This is a genomic window from Mycobacterium sp. HM-7 (assembly GCF_053852335.1).
Genome location: NZ_CM132657.1, coordinates 705,066 through 721,662, shown reverse-complemented (window position 1 = coordinate 721,662; position 16,597 = coordinate 705,066). Strand labels below are relative to the sequence as shown.

The window sequence follows — 16,597 nt, the reverse complement described above, 5'->3', positions numbered from 1 at the left end:
ACAACTTCAATGCTCGCACGTGCCACCGACAAACCTGGTGTGCGGCGGATTGACCTGCTCGAATCGTCAGATGAAACCGAGATACCCGACCACACCGGCCGCGGCGACCACGATCAGCGGGTTCAGCTTGGTGACCATGAAGATCACGGTGCACACCGCGGTGACGGTGTAGGCCCGCCAGTCATGGTCGGCCGCGCGGCTCATGACCAACGACGCCGCCAGGATCAGGCCGACCGTCAGCGGCGCGAAACCCTTCTCGACCGCCCGCCGCAGTTTCGAGCGCTCGGCCTTCTGCCAGATCAAGGTGATGACGTAGACGAACGTCGCGGCCGGCACCACCATCGCGACCATCGAGACGACGCCGCCGATGATCGCCCCGGGAATCCCGGCCACCTTCAGCCCCGCGCCGTAGCCGACCATCGACACGATGAGGATGCTCGGGCCCGGCGCGGTCTGGGAGATGGAGAACAGGTCGGCGAACTGGTTGTTGGTGAGCCAATGCCTGCCGTTGACGGCGGTGATGTGCATTTCCGGGAGGACGACGTTGCCACCGCCGATGGACAGCAGCGACAGCATGCCGAACAGCCCGATGAGCTGGACGTAGGTCGACAGCGCCTCGGTACTCATGCGGAGGCGCTCATGACGCCGCCGCGGCGCGCTCCCGCGGCCACGCCCAGATCAGGCTCAGCGGGGCCAGGATCGCGAGCGTCCCCAGCAGCGGGAAGCGCAGCACGCCGTTGAGCACGAAGGCGCCGGCGAACAACAGGACCGGCACGACGCCCGTCAGGCACTTCTGGCCCGTCTTGAGCACCATCGTCAGGGTCAGGGCCACCGCGGCCGCCGACGCCCCGTGCAGCACGCCCTTGACGGCCGGCACCTCCTTGAACCGGAAGTACGCGAACGACAGCACCAGCACGATGACCAACGGCATGGCACACAAGCCGAACACCGCGGCGGCGGCCCCGGCGAAACCGCGCATCTTGGTGCCGGCGAACACCGCCATGTTGACCTGATTGGCGCCGGGCAGGATGCGGCACATGGTTGTGGCCGACAGGAACTCGGCGTCCCCGAGCCAGCCCTTCTCCACCACCAGCACCTCACGGGACCACGCCGACAGTCCGCCGCCGAACGATGCCAGCGCGATGTGGTTGAACGTCAGGACCAACTCGAACAACGAAACCCGTTGGGCCGTAGAGTCGAGCTGCTCACTCATGGACCAACTCGGGGTCGTGCGGGAAGTCGTCTTCGTGGTGCTGCGTCGAGTCGAGCGGATCCGGCGGCTCGTAGTGGTGCGAGGACTCCCAGTCCGCGTCGAACACCTCGGTCAGCTGCGCGACGGCGTCCGGATCGTCGACCATGACGCCCAGTTCCCGGCGCAGATCGAAGGCGCTGCGGTCGATGTTCATCGAACCGACCAGGGCCTCGCGGTCGTCGACGATGACCAGCTTGGCGTGCACCCGCAGGTTCTTCTGCTTGCGCACCTTGGCCCCGAACCGGCGCAGCGTCCGCAGTGACGCGAACGTGTCGAGAATGTCCCAGTCGCTGATGCCGTGCCGCCCGCCGCACAACACATGGACACTCACGCCGCGGCCGACCGCCGCCGCGATGTGGTCGAGGATGACGGCGTCGACGTACTTGGGGTGCTGGATGCGCAGCCGATGTTCGGCGGTGTCGATGAACTTCGCCATGTGGTACCGCGAATTCGAGTTGCTCCACAGCAGCCCGTGATACTGCGACGGCTCCCAATCGGTGTGGGACCAGTCGGCGTCGAACACCTCGACGATCTGCGCGACGTGCTCCGCGTCGGTGGTGATGAAGCCGTAGTCACGGGTGAGGGTGAAGTACTTCTCGCACAGGTTGAACGTCGCCACGAGCGCCGCCGTCCCGTCGACCACGATCGACTTCTCGTGCGTCACATAGAACGACGGGTTGGACCACTGCACGTTCACGCCGGCATCCGAGAACTGTTCGAACGTCTCGTCATTGGCACGGTCCCCGCCCGAGCGGGCCGGGTTCAGCATGACGCGCACCGCGACGCCCGCCTGGTGCCGCTCGATCACCGCCGCCACGAGGGACGGCTCGGTGAACGTGAATTGTTTGATCAGCAACGACTTCTGCGCCGATGCGATGAAATCCCGCACCGGCTGCACGCCATCATCGGGTTGGACGATGACTCGCGGCGACACAGGCCCCATAAGCGCCGGATGCTAGCACCGAATAGTGGCTGCCAGACGTGCCTCCGTCAATAACAGTGGGCCATCGGGCAAGATGAGGCACATGGATAGCGGAAGCGCCTCCCCCCGCCTGCTCGTAGTCGACGACGACCCGGACGTGCTGGCCTCGCTGGAGCGCGGGCTGCGGCTGTCCGGCTTCGAGGTATCGACCGCGGTCGACGGCGCCGAAGCCCTGCGTAGCGCCACCGAGTTCCGGCCCGACGCCATCATTCTGGACATCAACATGCCGGTGCTCGACGGCGTCAGCGTCGTCACCGCACTGCGCGCCATGGACAACGACGTGCCGGTGTGTGTGCTGTCGGCCCGCAGCTCGGTCGACGATCGCGTGGCCGGGCTGGAAGCCGGCGCCGACGACTACCTGGTGAAGCCGTTCGTCCTCGCCGAACTGGTGGCCCGCGTCAAGGCGCTGCTGCGTCGCCGCGGTGCGACGGCGACGTTCTCGTCGGAGACCATCGCGGTCGGGCCACTGGAGGTCGACATCCCCGGCCGGCGGGCCCGCGTCAACGGCGCCGACGTCGACCTGACCAAGCGCGAGTTCGACCTGCTGGCCGTGCTGGCCGAGCACAAGACCGCGGTGCTGTCCCGCGCCCAGCTGCTGGAGCTGGTGTGGGGCTATGACTTCGCCGCCGACACCAACGTCGTCGACGTGTTCATCGGCTACCTGCGCCGCAAGCTGGAGGCCAACGGGGCGCCGCGACTGTTGCACACGGTCCGCGGTGTGGGGTTCGTACTCAGGCAGCAGTAGGCAGCAGACGGTGAACGTGCTGGCGCGGGTCTTCCGTCGCACCCCGTCGCTGCAGTCGCGCGTCGCGTTCGCCACCGGTATCGCCGCGGCCATCGTGGTCGGGATCGTCGGCACCATCGTGTGGATCGGCATCACCAACGACCGCAAGGAGCGTCTGGACCGCCGCCTCGACGAGGCAGCGGGTTTCGCGATCCCGTTCCTGCCGCGTGGGCTGGATGAGATTCCGCGGCCGCCGCACGACGAGAACGTCGTCATCACGGCACGCCGGAACGGCCAGGTCAGCTCGAACTCGAACGTCGTACTGCCCGAGCTGCCGGTCGGCTACGCCGACACCGATGTCAATGGCGTCCGCTACCGGGTGCGCACGGTGCAGATCCACATGCCGGACCCGATGCTGGTGGCGGTCGGCGCCACGTACGACGCGACGATCGTCGATACCAACAACCTGCACCGTCGCGTGATCGCGTTGTGCGCGTTCGCCATTGGCGCGGCCGCTGTCGCCGGCTGGGCGCTGGCCGCGTTCGCGGTGCGTCCGCTCAAGCGCCTCGCCCAGCAGACGCGAGACATCGATCCGGAAGGCGATGCCCCGCACATCGACGTCCGCGGCGCCACCGAGGCCGTCGACATCGCCGATGCGGTCAAAGGTCTGGTGGACCGCGTGTGGGAGGAGAAAGGCCGGACGAAGGCCGCGCTGGCCTCGGCCCGTGACTTCGCCGCGGTATCGGCGCACGAGCTTCGCACCCCGCTCACCGCGATGCGCACCAACATTGAAATCGTGAGCACCCTCGATCTTCCCGAGGAGCAGCGCAAGGAAGTGCTGGGCGACGTCGTCCGCACGCAGTCGCGCATCGAGACCACGCTGTGGGCGCTGGAGCGGCTGGCCCAGGGCGAGCTGTCGACCGTCGATGACCATGTGCCCGTGGACATCACCGATCTCCTGGACCGGGCCGCCCACGACGCCATGCGCGTGTATCCCGACCTGGAGGTGTCGCTGGTACCGGCGCCGACCATCATCATCGTGGGACTGCCTGCCGGACTGCGGCTTTCGGTGGACAATGCGATCGTCAACGCCGTCAAGCACGGTGGCGCGTCGAAAGTTCAATTGTCGGCGGTCAGTTCACGCGCCGGGATCGAAATCGCCATCGACGACGACGGCTGCGGCATCCCCGAAGAAGAGCGGCTGAAGGTCTTCGGACGCTTCAGCCGAGGCTCCACCGCATCGCACTCAGGCTCCGGGCTGGGCCTGGCCCTGGTGGCCCAGCAGGCCGAATTGCACGGCGGGACCGCGACATTGGAGACCAGCCCCCTCGGCGGGACGCGGCTGTTGCTCCGCCTGCCCGGGCATCGCTAGCCCACCGCGAGTGTGCGCACAGCTCACAGAATTCGGAGATCCCGCGCACTCATCGCACACTCGCGGAGCATCGCACGCGCGGCCGGTCAGCCGACGGTGATCTCGACCCGACGGTTCTTCGCCCGGCCTTCCTCGGTGCTGTTGTCGGCGACGGGGTTGGCCGAGCCGGCACCGCGGGCGGTCACCTTCGCCGCCAGCACGCCATTCGAAACCAGCGCGGCGGCAACGGCTTTGGCGCGGGTGTCGCTCAGTTTGAGGTTGACCGCGTCACTGCCTTCGTTGTCGGTGTAGCCCACCACGGTGACCGCACCGTTCGGGCAGCCTTTGATCTTGTCCGCGATCTGCCCCAGCAGCCGGCGGGACTCCCCCGTCATCTGCGAGCCGCCGGTGACGAAACTGATCGGGGTGCGCAGCAGCTCGGTGACGTCGGCCTGCACCTTCGCGCAGGGGCCGCCGGCCGGGGACGGGGCGGGCGCAGGTGCGGGTGAGGGCAACTGCGTGGGTGGCGCCACCGGCCCACCCGGCGCGGGAATCTGAATGTTGTTGGCCAGCTTGGCGCCGGGGAAAGACAGCGCCGCGGCGCTCTGTACCTCTCCGGCGACGTCGAGGTTGGGCGCCGTCCCCATCAACGTGATGGTGGCGCCGTCGACGGACAGGCCGAAATCCGGGATGGCGTCCGCCGTGGAGAGCACGTTGCCGATGACCGACATGTCGGGAGTCCCGGCGCCGTCGACGACTGTCGTCTTGTCGTTGAGCGTCGCATCGAGCCACTGCGCCTTCACCGCGGCGGCCAGTTCGGACTTCGACCGGGTGCTGGCCAGGCTGCCCGTCAGGGTGACGGTGTTGCCGTCGCGGGTCAGCGAGAACGGCGCCGAGGTCAGCTCGGGCTGCGCCGGAACCGGCGCGGCGGACGCCGCGATGGAGCTCGGGGCGCGGTGCTCGTCGGAACTGCCGAACACCACCCAGCCCACTGCAGCGACGATGGCGACCACGACACCCACCGCAGCGACCTTGCCGCGGGTACCGAGTCGACGAGCGCTGCCGGACTGCTCGGTGACGTCAGCTGTGTCCGGCATGCACAAACCCTTCCTGAAACACGTTCGAGCCTAGAGCCCGACGGCTGTGGGGACGGCCCGTTGCCGCCATGACACGCCACAACCGCCGGACTCTGCGCCCGGCAGAAAGTCGATCAGGTCAGCGAACGGCGACGAGGTCGATGACGAAGATCAGCGTCTTGCCGGACAGGCGGTGGCCGCCGCCGGCGGGGCCGTAGGCCTGTGCGGGCGGGATGGTCAGCTTGCGCCGGCCGCCGACGCGCATTCCGGGGATGCCGTCCTGCCAGCCCTGGATCAGGCCGCGGAGGGGGAATTCGATGGTCTCGCCCCGGTTCCAGGAGCTGTCGAACTCGTCACCGGTGTCGTACTCGACGCCGACGTAGTGGACCGTGACGTTGCCGCCGGGCACCGCTTCGGCGCCGTCGCCGACGATGACGTCCTCGATCACCAGCGAGTCTGGTGCCGGGCCGTCGGGGAATTCGATCTCAGGTTTGGTGTTAGCCACGGGACCACCGTAGTCGGGCGCCCACCACGGGTGGGCAGGAACCGCACCCCTAGTGGCGGCGCAGCCGGCTGAGCAGATCGCGGAGTGTGGCGAGTTCGTCGGCGTCCAACGCGGCAAAGACCGGCGGGGCCGGGTCATCGATCCGACGGATGCCGCGCATCAGCGCGGCACCGGCGTCGGTGAGGGACACCAACTTGCACCGTCGATTGTCCGGATCTGGTTGGCGCACAACCAGTCCGCGCTCTTCCAGATCGTTGATGGCGACCGTGGTGGCCGGTGCGTCCATCGCCGTGGCCGCAGCGAGTTCTTTCGCCGTCATGGCCTTGGCCTCGAGCCTGCGCAGGATCCGGGCACGGCTGAAGGGCAACCCCGTCTGCTCGACCACGGCGCGTTTCCAGCTGTCGCGGTTTTCGACCACGACGGCGGCCATGGACTGCCAGACCTCGTCGGCCAACGAATCAGCGGACACCGGCCGGCTCCGGCTCGCGCGGTCCCTCGATGAGGGGTGCCAGCCGCTCCGCGGAGCGCAGTGCCCGCGGTGAGGTCGAGACGAATCCGAGCACGGTGACCGCCACGCCCACCCCGACGCACATCCACCACAACGGCCGGGCCTGGGTGGCGAAGTCGAAGCCGCTACCGGCCAGGGCCGAGCCGGCGATCGAACCGCACAGTGCCACACCGATACTCACACCGACCTGACGGCTGGTGGACGTCACCGCCGCCGCGGCGCCGGCACGATCTACCGGCATGCCGCTCACCGCGGCGTTGGTCACTGGCGCATTCATCATCGCGAACCCTATGCCGTACACCGCGAAAATGACGACCACTCGCCACATGGGCGTCGTCGCGGTCAACGTCGTCAGCATGAGCGCGGCCGAGGCCATCAAGACGCCTGCGGCCATCAGCGAGGGGCGAGAGCCGTAGCGCCCGACGATCCGCCCGGACAGCGGCGAAAAGACCAGGGCGCCAATGGCGATGGGCAGGTAGATGATGCCGGTGTGCATGGCCGAGTAGTGCCGCTCGTTCTGGAGGTAGAACGACATCATGAACAGGAACGCACCCCAGGCGGTCAGCGCGAGTACGGCGGTGACGGTAGCGGCCGCGAACGGGATGCTGCGGAAGAACCGGAGGTCGATGAACGGGTCGTGGCGCCGGCGCTCGTAGCGCAGGAACCCGACGAGGGCGAGCGCCGCCACTACCGCGATGACCACGGTGCGGGGATGGCCCCAGCCCATGCCCGGCCCCTCGATGAGGGTGAAGACCAGGCTGAACAGGAACAGCACCGCCAGCCCCTGGCCGATCGGATCGACGTCGCGCATGGTGCCCGACTTGCTCTCCGGGACGAAGATCGCCGTCAGCACGATGGCGGCCAGGCAGATCGGCAGGTTGATCCAGAACACCGACCGCCAGCCGACGGCGTGAATCAGCAGACCGCCGACCGTCGGGCCCAGCGCCATCGAGATACCCACGACCGCGCCCCAGAAGCCGAGCGCCCGGGCCCGCTCGACCCGACCGGTGAAGAACTGCGAAATGATCGACAGGGCAACGGGATTGAGCATCGAGCCACCGATGCCCTGCACCAGTCGAGCACCGATGAGCGCATCGGCGGTCGGCGCCAGGCTGCACAGCAGTGAGCCGAACGCGAAGATCGTCAGGCCGATCTGGAAAACCCGGCGGCGGCCGAACCGGTCACCGGCGGCGCCGGACAACATCAGCAGTGAGGCCAGGACCAGCGTGTAGACATCGACGACCCACTGCATCTGGGTGGCGCTCGCGCCGAGGTCGCGGCGGATCGACGGGATGGCGACGTTCACGATGGTGGAGTCCATCGACACGATCAGCAGACTGAGGCAGCAGGAGATCAAGATGATCGTCTTGCGCCGCGAGTCGAGCGCGTCGATGGTTGTATTCACACAACTATTGTGAAACTACAACTGTCCATGAGGCAACGCTCCGGCAGAGTGACATTGAGCACTTCGCGGCCCGTCGGCGCCCGCGAGCGGCCCAGGACTGCACGCGAAAGACGGCGTGTCGGGGTGCAAACACGGCCGCTCACGGGTGGTACCCCCAGGCCGGCTCGCGGGAAAAGATGCGGAAAACGAAACGGCCCCTCGGGCATGCATGCGCGAGGGGCCGTATCTGAGCTCAGGCTTTAGTGGGCGGGGTAGTCCCGCTCGGTGTAGCCGGTGTAAATCTGGCGCGGGCGGCCGATCTTGGTGCTCGGGTCGGCACTCATCTCGCGCCAGTGCGCGATCCAGCCCGGCAGCCGGCCGAGGGCGAACAGCACGGTGAACATGCGGGTCGGGAAGCCCATGGCCCGGTAGATCACGCCGGTGTAGTAGTCGACGTTCGGGTACAGCTTGCGCTCGACGAAGAAGTCGTCGGTGAGGGCGATCTCCTCCAGCGACTTGGCGATGTCCAGCAGCTCGTCGTCGCCGCCGAGCTTGCCGAGGATCTTGTCGGCCTGCTCCTTGACGATGCGCGCCCGCGGGTCGTAGTTCTTGTAGACGCGGTGGCCGAAGCCCATGAGCTTCACGCCGTCTTCGCGGTTCTTGACCTTCTTGACGAAGTCGCGGACGTCGCCGTGCTCGGTGCGAATCTTCTCCAGCATCTCCAGCACGGCCTGGTTGGCGCCGCCGTGCAGCGGGCCCCACAGGGCGTTGATGCCGCCGGAGATGGAGGTGAACAGGTTGGCCTGCGAGGAGCCGACCAGGCGCACCGTCGAGGTCGAGCAGTTCTGCTCGTGGTCGGCGTGCAGGATGAACAGCATGTCCAGGGCCCGGACCAGCTCCGGGTCCACCTGGTATGGCTCGGCCGGCAGGCCGAAGGTCATGCGCAGGAAGTTCTCGACCAGGTTCAGCGAGTTGTCCGGGTACAGGAACGGCTGACCGACCGACTTCTTGTAGGCGTAGGCCGCGATGGTCGGCAGCTTGGCCAGCAAGCGGATGGTCGACAGCTCGACCTGCTCGGGATCCTTCGGGTCGAGCGAGTCCTGGTAGTAGGCGCTCAGGGCATTGGCCGCCGACGACAGCACCGGCATCGGGTGCGCGTTGCGCGGGAAGCCGTCGAAGAACCGCTTGAGGTCTTCGTGCAGCAGGGTGTGCCGCTGAATCTTGTTGGTGAAGGCCTCGAGCTCGGAGGCCGTCGGCAGCTCCCCGTAGATCAGCAGGTAGCTGACCTCGATGAAGTTCGACTTCTCGGCGAGCTGCTCGATCGGGTACCCGCGGTAGCGCAGGATGCCCGCGTCACCGTCGATGTAGGTGATGGCGCTCTTGGTGGCCGAGGTATTGACGAAACCACCGTCGTAGGTGGTGTAACCGGTCTTCGCCAGCAGCGAGCCGAGCTCGATGCCGTCCGAACCCTCGGTGGCATTCACGATCTTCAGATCGATCTCGCCCCCGGGATACCGGAGGTTGGCTACGTCGTCAGAGCTGGAGGTGTCGGCCACTTGAACCCCTTTTGCGGTGTCGACCTTTTGCGGTGTCGGCAGGTGAAACGTCCGGAACAAGACGGTAGTCGTTAAGAGAACTATGTGCTTGCTCGGGTCGTCATAACCCCGCTGTCAAGCATCAGCTGCGAGCGACCTGATAGCGCACGAACGCCGGTACCAACAGGACCGATACGACCACGCCCACCACCACCAGGACGCCTCCTCCCGTGGCCGCCACCGTCGTGCCCACCACCGCCGCGGCGGCGCCGTGCACCGCGTCAGCAATGCGCGGACCGCCCGCCACCACGACGGTGAAGACGCCCTGCAAACGGCCGCGCAACTCGTCGGAGGCCGCTTCCTGCAGGATCGTGCTGCGGAACACCGCCGAGACCATGTCGGCGGCACCGCCGACGGCCAGCAGCACCAGGGCGATCCAGAGGAAGCCGTCAGGCCGGCCCGTCGCCCGGCCGACCGCCAGCCCGAAACCGGCCATGGCCACGCCCCACACCACGATCGACACCACGACCGCCAAGCCCTGCCTGCGCACCCTCGGCAGCCACCCCGAAAAGACCCCGCCGGCCACCGCGCCCACGGCCATGGCCGCCGACAGCAGTGCCATCGCGGTCCCGCCCGCGACCGGTCCGCCGAAGTTCTCGTGGGCCATCTGCGGGAACAGCGCCCTCGGCATGCCGAGGATCATCGCGATGAGGTCGACCACGAACGACATCAGGACAACGCGGTTGCCCGACAGATACCGGAAGCCGTCCAGCACCGCCGCCAAGCCCCAGCGCGAGGTGTCGTCGTCGGCCGAATGCTCCGGCGGCATGGGCGCGAGCCGGAACGTTGCCCAGATCGGGACGATCGTGGTGAGGGCGTCGATGAAGTACAGCGTCGACAGGTCCACCCAGCGCAGCAGCACACCGGCCAGCAGCGGGCCGATGATCGCACCGGCCTGGAACACCGTCATGTTGAGCGAGTTCGCGGCGGGCAGTTGATCGGCGGGCAGCATCCGCGGGATGGCGGCCGAGCGGGTCGGCGAATTGATGGCATAGAACGCCTGCTGCACCGACAGCAGGCACAGCACCAGCCAGACGTTGTTGAACCCGGCGGCGGCCTGCACCCAGAGCAGGACCGACGCCACCGCCAGCCCGCAGGACGCGATGATCAGCAGGCGCCGCCGGTCCATCGCGTCGGCCCAGGCCCCGCCCCACAGGCCGAACACGATCAGCGGCACGACGCTGAACACACCCGCCAGCCCGACGTATGCCGAGTTCTGCGTCAGCGCGTACAGCTGCACCGGCACCGCGAAGATGGTCAGGTTGGCCCCGATCACCGTGACGACGCTGGACCACCACAGGCGCCGGTAATCGGGGTTGCGCAGCGGTGTGGTGTCGGCGATCAGACCTTTCAGGGCTGGAGCCGTTCGACCCGGTCGCCGGTGACGCGAATCCGGTTGTGCACCCGGTTCTCCCGGCCCTGCCAGAACTCGATCACTTCCGGTGCGATCAGGTAGCCGCCCCAGTTCGGCGGCACCGGCACCTCTGGCACATCGGCGAATCGCTCGGTCACATCACGCAACTGTTCCAGCAGCGCCGCTCGCGAGGCAATCGATTTTGACTGGTGCGACGCCCACGCTCCCAGCTGTGAACCGCGCGGCCGCTTCGACCAGTACGCGGCGGTGTGCTCCGCGTCGACCCTCGTCACCGCGCCGCGGATATGGATCTGACGGCCCAGCAGGTACCAGGGGAACGTCGCCGAGGCGTAGGGCACGGCGGCCAGCTGGTCACCCTTGTCGGAGTCGTAGTTGGTGTAGAAGGAGATGCCCGCCTCTTCGATGGACTTGCAGAGCACCGAGCGGGTGACGGGATGACCCTGTGCGTCGACGGTGCCGAGCACCATCGCGTTGGGTTCGGAGACACCGGCCTGCACGGCCTCGGCCATCCAGTCGCGGAACAGCGCCAGCCAGCCCCGGTCCAGCCAGTCCACGTCGAGGTCGACGCTGCCGTCCTTCTCCGTCGAGCCGTATTCCACCCGCATCCGGGCCAGATGATCGTCGCGGTCAGACACCATGATCGGCGACGGTACGCCCCTGCGGTGACACAATGCAGTCATGGCGTCGGAAGCACCACGAGACCATTCAGTATTCGCCTCGGCGGCAACAGCTTTCGCGGACCTGGTGACACAGATCCCGGCCACGGCGTGGGACGGTCCCGGACTGGGCGACTGGGATCTGCGGGCGCTGGTGGGACACACCTCACGGTCACTGATCACTGTCAGCAGCTACCTGCGTATGCCTGCCGACAGGGAGGACGTGACCGGACCGGCGCACTACTACGCACTGATGCGCGACTACGCCGCCGGCAGTCCGGCCATCGTCGAGCGCGGCCGGGAAGCCGGGCGCAATCTCGGGACCGACCCCGCCGCCGCGGTCACCGACCTACTACGCCAGGTGCTGACCGACCTCGACGGGGCGGGCGACCCTCTGATCGCCGTCATCGGCGGCCTGGGCATCCGGCTGAGCAACTACCTGCCGACCCGGGTGTTCGAGCTGACGGTGCACAGCCTCGACATCGCGCGCGCCACCGGAATCGACCTCTCGTTGCCCGACGAGGCGCTGCGCGACGCCACCGTGCTGGCTGCGCAGATCGCGGCGCTGACCGGTCAGGCCGCCGCGGTGCTGCAGGCACTCACCGGACGCGCGGGTCTACCTGCTGGTTTCTCTGTGGTCTGACCGCTTGTTACCGGCCGGTAGCCCCCAGCCCATCGGCTAGTGGAACAATTTCGGCATGACAGAGGCAACGTCAGTGTCGACGCCGCAGATCCCTGAGAACTTCGTCGCCGGCTTGGAAGGCGTCGTGGCGTTCACGACCGAGATCGCCGAACCGGACAAGGACGGCGGCGCGCTGCGCTACCGCGGTGTCGACATCGAGGACCTGGTGAGCCACCGCGTCACGTTCGGTGACGTCTGGGCGCTGCTGGTGGACGGCGAGTTCGGCCGGGGCCTGCCGGCCGCCGAGCCCTTCCCGCTGCACGTACATTCGGGCGACGTCCGCGTCGACGTCCAGGCCGCGCTGCCCACGCTGGCCCCCATGTGGGGTTTCCAGCCGCTGCTCGACATCGACGACGACACCGCCCGCGACCAGCTGGCCACGACCTCGGTAACGGCACTGTCGTTCGTCGCACAGTCGGCCCGCGGCATCTACCAGCCGGCGGTGCCGCAGCGCCTCGTCGACGAATGCCCAACGGTGACAGCACGTTTCATGACCCGCTGGCAGGGTGAGCCGGACCCGCGGCACATCGAAGCCATCGACGCCTACTGGGTGAGTGCCGCCGAGCATGGCATGAACGCATCTACCTTCACCGCGCGCGTCATCGCATCCACCGGAGCCGACGTGCCCGCGTCGCTGTCCGGCGCCATCGGCGCCATGAGCGGCCCGCTGCACGGCGGCGCCCCGGCCCGCGTGCTGCCGATGATCGAGGAGACCGAGCGCACCGGCGACGCCCGGGCCGTCGTGAAGGGCATCCTGGACCGCAAAGAGAAACTGATGGGATTCGGGCACCGGGTGTACCGCGCCGAGGATCCGCGGGCCCGCGTCCTGCGCGCCACCGCCAAACGCCTCGACGCCCCGCGCTTCGAAGCCGCTGCCGCGCTGGAGCAGGCCGCCCTGGCCGAACTGCGCGAACGCCGTCCCGACCGGGCCATCGAGACCAACGTCGAATTCTGGGCCGCGGTGATCCTGGACTTCGCCCAGGTGCCCAGCGCGATGATGCCCGCGATGTTCACCTGCGGCCGCACCGCGGGCTGGTGCGCCCACATCCTCGAGCAGAAGCGGCTGGGCAAGCTGGTCCGGCCGGCGGCCATCTACGTCGGCCCGGAGCCGCGCAGCGCGGACTCGGTGGTCGGCTGGGGCAGCATCGCGCACAGCTGACACTTCGGCCTCGGTTTCTTGTCACCGATGAGAAGTAGCGTTGGAGATGGTCATAACGAATGACCACAATCCACGCAGTACCGCTCTGAGGAGAACACGATGACCGAGTCCCAGACCTTCCTCGCCCCGCACCTCGTCGTCGGCGACGGCACCGCTGCAATCGACTTCTACGTCAAGGCTTTTGGCGCCACCGAGCTCGGCCGGGTGCCCGGACCCGACGGCAAGCTCATGCACGCCGCGCTGACCATCAACGGGTCGAACGTCTACCTCAACGACGACTTCCCGGAGATGTGTGGCGGCAAGTCGCAGACCCCGGAGGCCTTCGGCGGCACGCCCGTGACGATCCACCTGCAGGTGCCCGATGTCGACGCGGCATACCAGCGCGCCATCGACGCCGGCGCACGCGAACTGATGGCCCCGCAGGACATGTTCTGGGGTGACCGCTACAGCCAGGTGGAGGACCCGTTCGGCCACCACTGGTCGCTGGCGCAGACCGTGCGCGTGGTCAGCCCTGAGGAGATCGAGGCCGCGATGGCCCAGCAGCAGGGAGCGTAGCGACCCTGGTGATCTGTGCACGATTTTCCGCGGTGACCGCGGAAAATCGTGCACAAATCACAGTCAGCCGAAGGCCGAGAGCAGTCGCTGACGCAGCGTCGGCTTCGGGGCGTTGGCGGCAGCGGCCAGCATGTCGGACACGTCGATGAACTTGTCCCGAGGGCGGTCTGCGCCGCCACGCGTGATCTCGGCGGCGTCGATGGCCCGCCACCCCGCCATGTCGACCACTTCCGGCCGCCGGTCGCGGATGAGTTGTTGCAGCGCACCGCTTTTCGCGGTCGGCTCACCGAGACGGCTGGCGTTGTAGTCGGCGACCAGCCGGTCGACGGTGTGCGCCGCGCACGACTTGTTGGTGCCGATGAAGCCGGTCGGACCGCGCTTGATCCAGCCCGCGACATAGCTGCCCCGGACCGGCTCACCGGTCGCCGGGTCGATGACGCGGCCCTCGTCGTTGGGGACCACGCCGGCGGCGTCGTCGAACGGCAGGCCGCGAATTGCCTTGCCGTGGTAGCCGATTGACGTCAGGACCAGGCCGGCGTCGAGCTGACGCACCTCGTCGGTGCCGGTCACGGTGAACTCGATGCCGGTGACCTTGTCAGAGCCGAGCACCCGGGCGGGGGTCAGCTGGTAGGCCAACCGGATCCGCGGGCGCGTGGGCGGCGCGGAACTGTCGGCCAGCTTGGAGAGGATCTCCAGCTTGTGCCGTGTCAGCGCATCCGACGCCGTCTCGAGATCCCGTCGCACCAACTCATGGTCCGCGGCGTCGAGCACCACGTCGCACGTCGCCGTCAGACCGATCAGTTCGGGCAGGGTGAACGCCGAGTGGATCGGGCCACGCCGGGCCACGACCACCACTTCGCGCACCTTCGAGTCGCGCAGTGCGGTCAGAGCATGGTCGGAAATATCGGTGCGCGCCAACGCATCCGGGTCGGCGGTGAGGATGCGGGCCACGTCGAACGCGACGTTGCCGTTACCGATGATCACCGCCCGCTCGTGGCTCAGATCGACCGGCAGGTGCGAGAACTCGGGGTGCCCGTTGTACCAGGCCACCACCTCGGTGGCGGTTCCGGTGCCCGGCAGCTCCATGCCCTCGATGTCGAGGCGCTTGTCGTTGGGCGCGCCCACCGCGTACAGCACCGCGTGGTGGTGCTCCAGCAGTTCGGCGTGCGTGATGTCCCGGCCCACCTCGACGTTGAGGTAGAAGTCGAGCCCACGACGCTCGGTGATCCGGTCGAACAGCCGTGTCACACCCTTGGTGCTCTGGTGGTCGGGGGCGACCCCGGCGCGCACCAGTCCGTAGGGCGTCGGCAGCTTCTCGAAGATGTTGACCCGGACCCCGCGCTGGGTCAACAGCTCGTCGGCTGCGTACATGGCCGCCGGTCCGGAGCCGACGATGGCAACCCGCAGCGGACCGTGCGGCCGCTGGTCGACCGCCGGCGCGTCGGGCACCGGCGCCAGCTTGGACGTCGGCGGCAGCTTGCCCTCGTACTTCGGGTAGAAGGACGCGTTGAGCTCGATGAACGGCAGCTGAGCTTCGGTCAGCTTGGTGTCCGGCTTGATCGCCCCCACCGGGCAGGCCGTGATGCAGGCACCACAGTCCACGCAGGCGGCGGGATCGATGAACAGCATTTCGGCGGTAGCGAAACCCGGCTCGTCCGGGGACGGGTGAATACAGTTCACCGGGCATGCGAAAACGCATGAACCATCGCTACAGCACGACTGCGTAATGACGTGCGGCATGAGTTACCTAGACGTTCAGGCAGCGACCACGACGTGCTGGCGCTGCGGCTCGCTGCGGTACCGGCTCGGCGGTCCGTCGATCTTGCAGAGCTTCCACACGAGCTTGGCCAGCGGGTTCATCAGGCCGGTGTCGTACGCCAGCATGCGGACGTCCGAGAACATGTTGCGCAGGAACATGCGCGACTCCGGGGCGTCGAAGAACAGCTCGCTGCGCACCGACTTGGGGATGTCGAAGGTCTTCCAGAAGGCACGCGGCGGAACCACGATGGCCGAGCACAGGATGCGCATGGTGACCGGCACGAACAGCGACAGCCAGAACTTCTTCCAGCGGCTGAGCTCGGGAACGCGCTTGTGCAGGTACTCGTGGGCGAACGAGATGTGCCGGGCTTCCTCAGCCACGTGGATGGCCATGACCCGCTCCATGATCGGGTGCAGTTCGGTGCCTTCACGCAGGATGTTCTTCTGCGTGTGGTCGATGGGCTCCTCGCCGGCGAGCACGCCGAAGAAGAACGGGATGGGCGCCGGGCCGGCAGCCAGCGGGATCAGCGGCTGAATCCACTTGAGCAGCTTGGGCATGCCCGGGACGTCAACACCCATGTGGTTGACCATCTCCTGGAACATCAGGGTGTGGTTGCCCTCTTCGATGGCCTCATGCGTGCAGTAACGGAACTCGGGCGACCCGTTCGGGACCCAGAACGCGTACTCCATCAGGCCGCGGATCAGGATGTTCTCGAAGTGCAGGCCGACCTTGGCGACGTTGGCCTGACGCCACATGCCGATCTCGATCTGGCGTTCCTGCGACTGGGCCTGGTACCACGGGTGGCCACCGAGCGGGTCGGTCTCCGGGAGAATCCAGCGCGGGTCATCGGGGACCACAGCGAATTCCGGCGAGTCCCAGCCGATGTCCGTGTACGGGTTGAAGTTGCGCCGCACAGACCCCTCGGACAGTGTGGCGAGCTTCTCTACGTAAACCTGGTCGTCGAGCACGTCCATGTTCCGACGCCAGCGACGGATCATGCGGGTACGAGCCATTTTCGAGCCTCCCAAGACTGT

17 protein-coding genes are annotated in these 16,597 nt (G+C 67.6%); 5 read left to right on the top strand and 12 right to left on the bottom strand.

What is annotated here, in order from left to right:
* Nucleotides 1-66 precede the first annotated feature (66 nt).
* From ACWW1C_RS03450 to ACWW1C_RS03440, 3 genes are read right to left on the bottom strand one after another with little or no spacing between them, the layout of a single operon-like run.
* Nucleotides 67-627 carry a chromate transporter gene (locus ACWW1C_RS03450; protein ID WP_455982136.1) on the bottom strand — a complete coding sequence of 187 codons (561 nt, stop codon included), beginning with the start codon at nt 625-627 and terminating at the stop codon, nt 67-69.
* 10 nt (nt 628-637) lie between these two features.
* Nucleotides 638-1,213: a chromate transporter gene (locus ACWW1C_RS03445; protein ID WP_455982135.1), complete on the bottom strand. Its 576-nt coding sequence runs from the start codon at nt 1,211-1,213 to the stop codon at nt 638-640.
* Nucleotides 1,206-2,195 carry a phospholipase D-like domain-containing protein gene (locus ACWW1C_RS03440; protein ID WP_455982134.1) on the bottom strand — a complete coding sequence of 330 codons (990 nt, stop codon included), beginning with the start codon at nt 2,193-2,195 and terminating at the stop codon, nt 1,206-1,208. Before ACWW1C_RS03440 ends, ACWW1C_RS03445 begins: the two co-directional genes overlap by 8 nt.
* Nucleotides 2,196-2,268: 73 nt before the next feature.
* Between ACWW1C_RS03440 and ACWW1C_RS03435 the strand changes: the two genes are divergently transcribed.
* Nucleotides 2,269-2,979, top strand: a complete 711-nt coding sequence (locus ACWW1C_RS03435; protein ID WP_455982133.1) for a response regulator transcription factor — start codon at nt 2,269-2,271, stop codon at nt 2,977-2,979.
* A 10-nt stretch (nt 2,980-2,989) separates the two neighbouring features.
* Nucleotides 2,990-4,330: a sensor histidine kinase gene (locus tag ACWW1C_RS03430; RefSeq protein ID WP_455982132.1), complete on the top strand. Its 1,341-nt coding sequence runs from the start codon at nt 2,990-2,992 to the stop codon at nt 4,328-4,330.
* An 86-nt stretch (nt 4,331-4,416) separates the two neighbouring features.
* Here ACWW1C_RS03430 and arfA read toward each other — a convergent pair whose 3' ends face one another.
* The 7 genes from arfA to pdxH all read right to left on the bottom strand — a co-directional run bounded on the left by arfA (nt 4,417) and on the right by pdxH (nt 11,357).
* Nucleotides 4,417-5,406, bottom strand: a complete 990-nt coding sequence (gene arfA / locus ACWW1C_RS03425; protein ID WP_455982131.1) for a channel-forming protein ArfA/OmpATb — start codon at nt 5,404-5,406, stop codon at nt 4,417-4,419.
* A 118-nt stretch (nt 5,407-5,524) separates the two neighbouring features.
* Complete coding sequence (locus ACWW1C_RS03420; protein ID WP_455982130.1) at nt 5,525-5,890, bottom strand: FKBP-type peptidyl-prolyl cis-trans isomerase; 366 nt, start codon at nt 5,888-5,890, stop codon at nt 5,525-5,527.
* Between the two features lie 49 nt (nt 5,891-5,939).
* A complete protein-coding gene (locus ACWW1C_RS03415; RefSeq protein ID WP_455982129.1) occupies nt 5,940-6,359 on the bottom strand; it encodes a MarR family winged helix-turn-helix transcriptional regulator in 420 nt (139 codons plus the stop codon).
* On the bottom strand, nt 6,349-7,803 hold the full coding sequence (locus ACWW1C_RS03410; RefSeq protein WP_455982128.1) for an MFS transporter: 1,455 nt from the start codon (nt 7,801-7,803) through the stop codon (nt 6,349-6,351). The genes ACWW1C_RS03415 and ACWW1C_RS03410 overlap by 11 nt, the downstream gene beginning before the upstream one ends.
* A 239-nt stretch (nt 7,804-8,042) precedes the next feature.
* Nucleotides 8,043-9,338, bottom strand: coding sequence for a citrate synthase (locus ACWW1C_RS03405; RefSeq protein ID WP_455982127.1), 1,296 nt, complete (start codon nt 9,336-9,338; stop codon nt 8,043-8,045).
* Nucleotides 9,339-9,459: 121 nt separating this feature from the next.
* Complete coding sequence (locus ACWW1C_RS03400; protein WP_455984125.1) at nt 9,460-10,731, bottom strand: MFS transporter; 1,272 nt, start codon at nt 10,729-10,731, stop codon at nt 9,460-9,462.
* Entirely contained in the window at nt 10,728-11,357 is a 630-nt protein-coding gene (pdxH, locus tag ACWW1C_RS03395; RefSeq protein ID WP_455984124.1) for a pyridoxamine 5'-phosphate oxidase, read from the bottom strand. Before pdxH ends, ACWW1C_RS03400 begins: the two co-directional genes overlap by 4 nt.
* Nucleotides 11,358-11,430: 73 nt before the next feature.
* Here pdxH and ACWW1C_RS03390 point away from each other — a divergent pair, with 73 nt between their 5' ends.
* The 3 genes from ACWW1C_RS03390 to ACWW1C_RS03380 all read left to right on the top strand — a co-directional run bounded on the left by ACWW1C_RS03390 (nt 11,431) and on the right by ACWW1C_RS03380 (nt 13,804).
* On the top strand, nt 11,431-12,051 hold the full coding sequence (locus ACWW1C_RS03390) for a maleylpyruvate isomerase N-terminal domain-containing protein (protein ID WP_455982126.1): 621 nt from the start codon (nt 11,431-11,433) through the stop codon (nt 12,049-12,051).
* Between the two features lie 55 nt (nt 12,052-12,106).
* Nucleotides 12,107-13,249, top strand: a complete 1,143-nt coding sequence (locus ACWW1C_RS03385; RefSeq protein WP_455982125.1) for a citrate synthase 2 — start codon at nt 12,107-12,109, stop codon at nt 13,247-13,249.
* Between the two features lie 99 nt (nt 13,250-13,348).
* Complete coding sequence (locus tag ACWW1C_RS03380) at nt 13,349-13,804, top strand: VOC family protein (protein ID WP_455982124.1); 456 nt, start codon at nt 13,349-13,351, stop codon at nt 13,802-13,804.
* Nucleotides 13,805-13,867: 63 nt separating this feature from the next.
* Here ACWW1C_RS03380 and ACWW1C_RS03375 read toward each other — a convergent pair whose 3' ends face one another.
* Both ACWW1C_RS03375 and ACWW1C_RS03370 read right to left on the bottom strand, forming a co-directional pair.
* The gene (locus ACWW1C_RS03375; protein WP_455982123.1) at nt 13,868-15,544 is read right to left on the bottom strand and encodes an FAD-dependent oxidoreductase; all 1,677 of its coding nucleotides are present in this window, start codon (nt 15,542-15,544) and stop codon (nt 13,868-13,870) included.
* Nucleotides 15,545-15,559: 15 nt separating this feature from the next.
* Nucleotides 15,560-16,576, bottom strand: a complete 1,017-nt coding sequence (locus ACWW1C_RS03370; protein WP_455982122.1) for an AurF N-oxygenase family protein — start codon at nt 16,574-16,576, stop codon at nt 15,560-15,562.
* Nucleotides 16,577-16,597 lie beyond the last annotated feature (21 nt).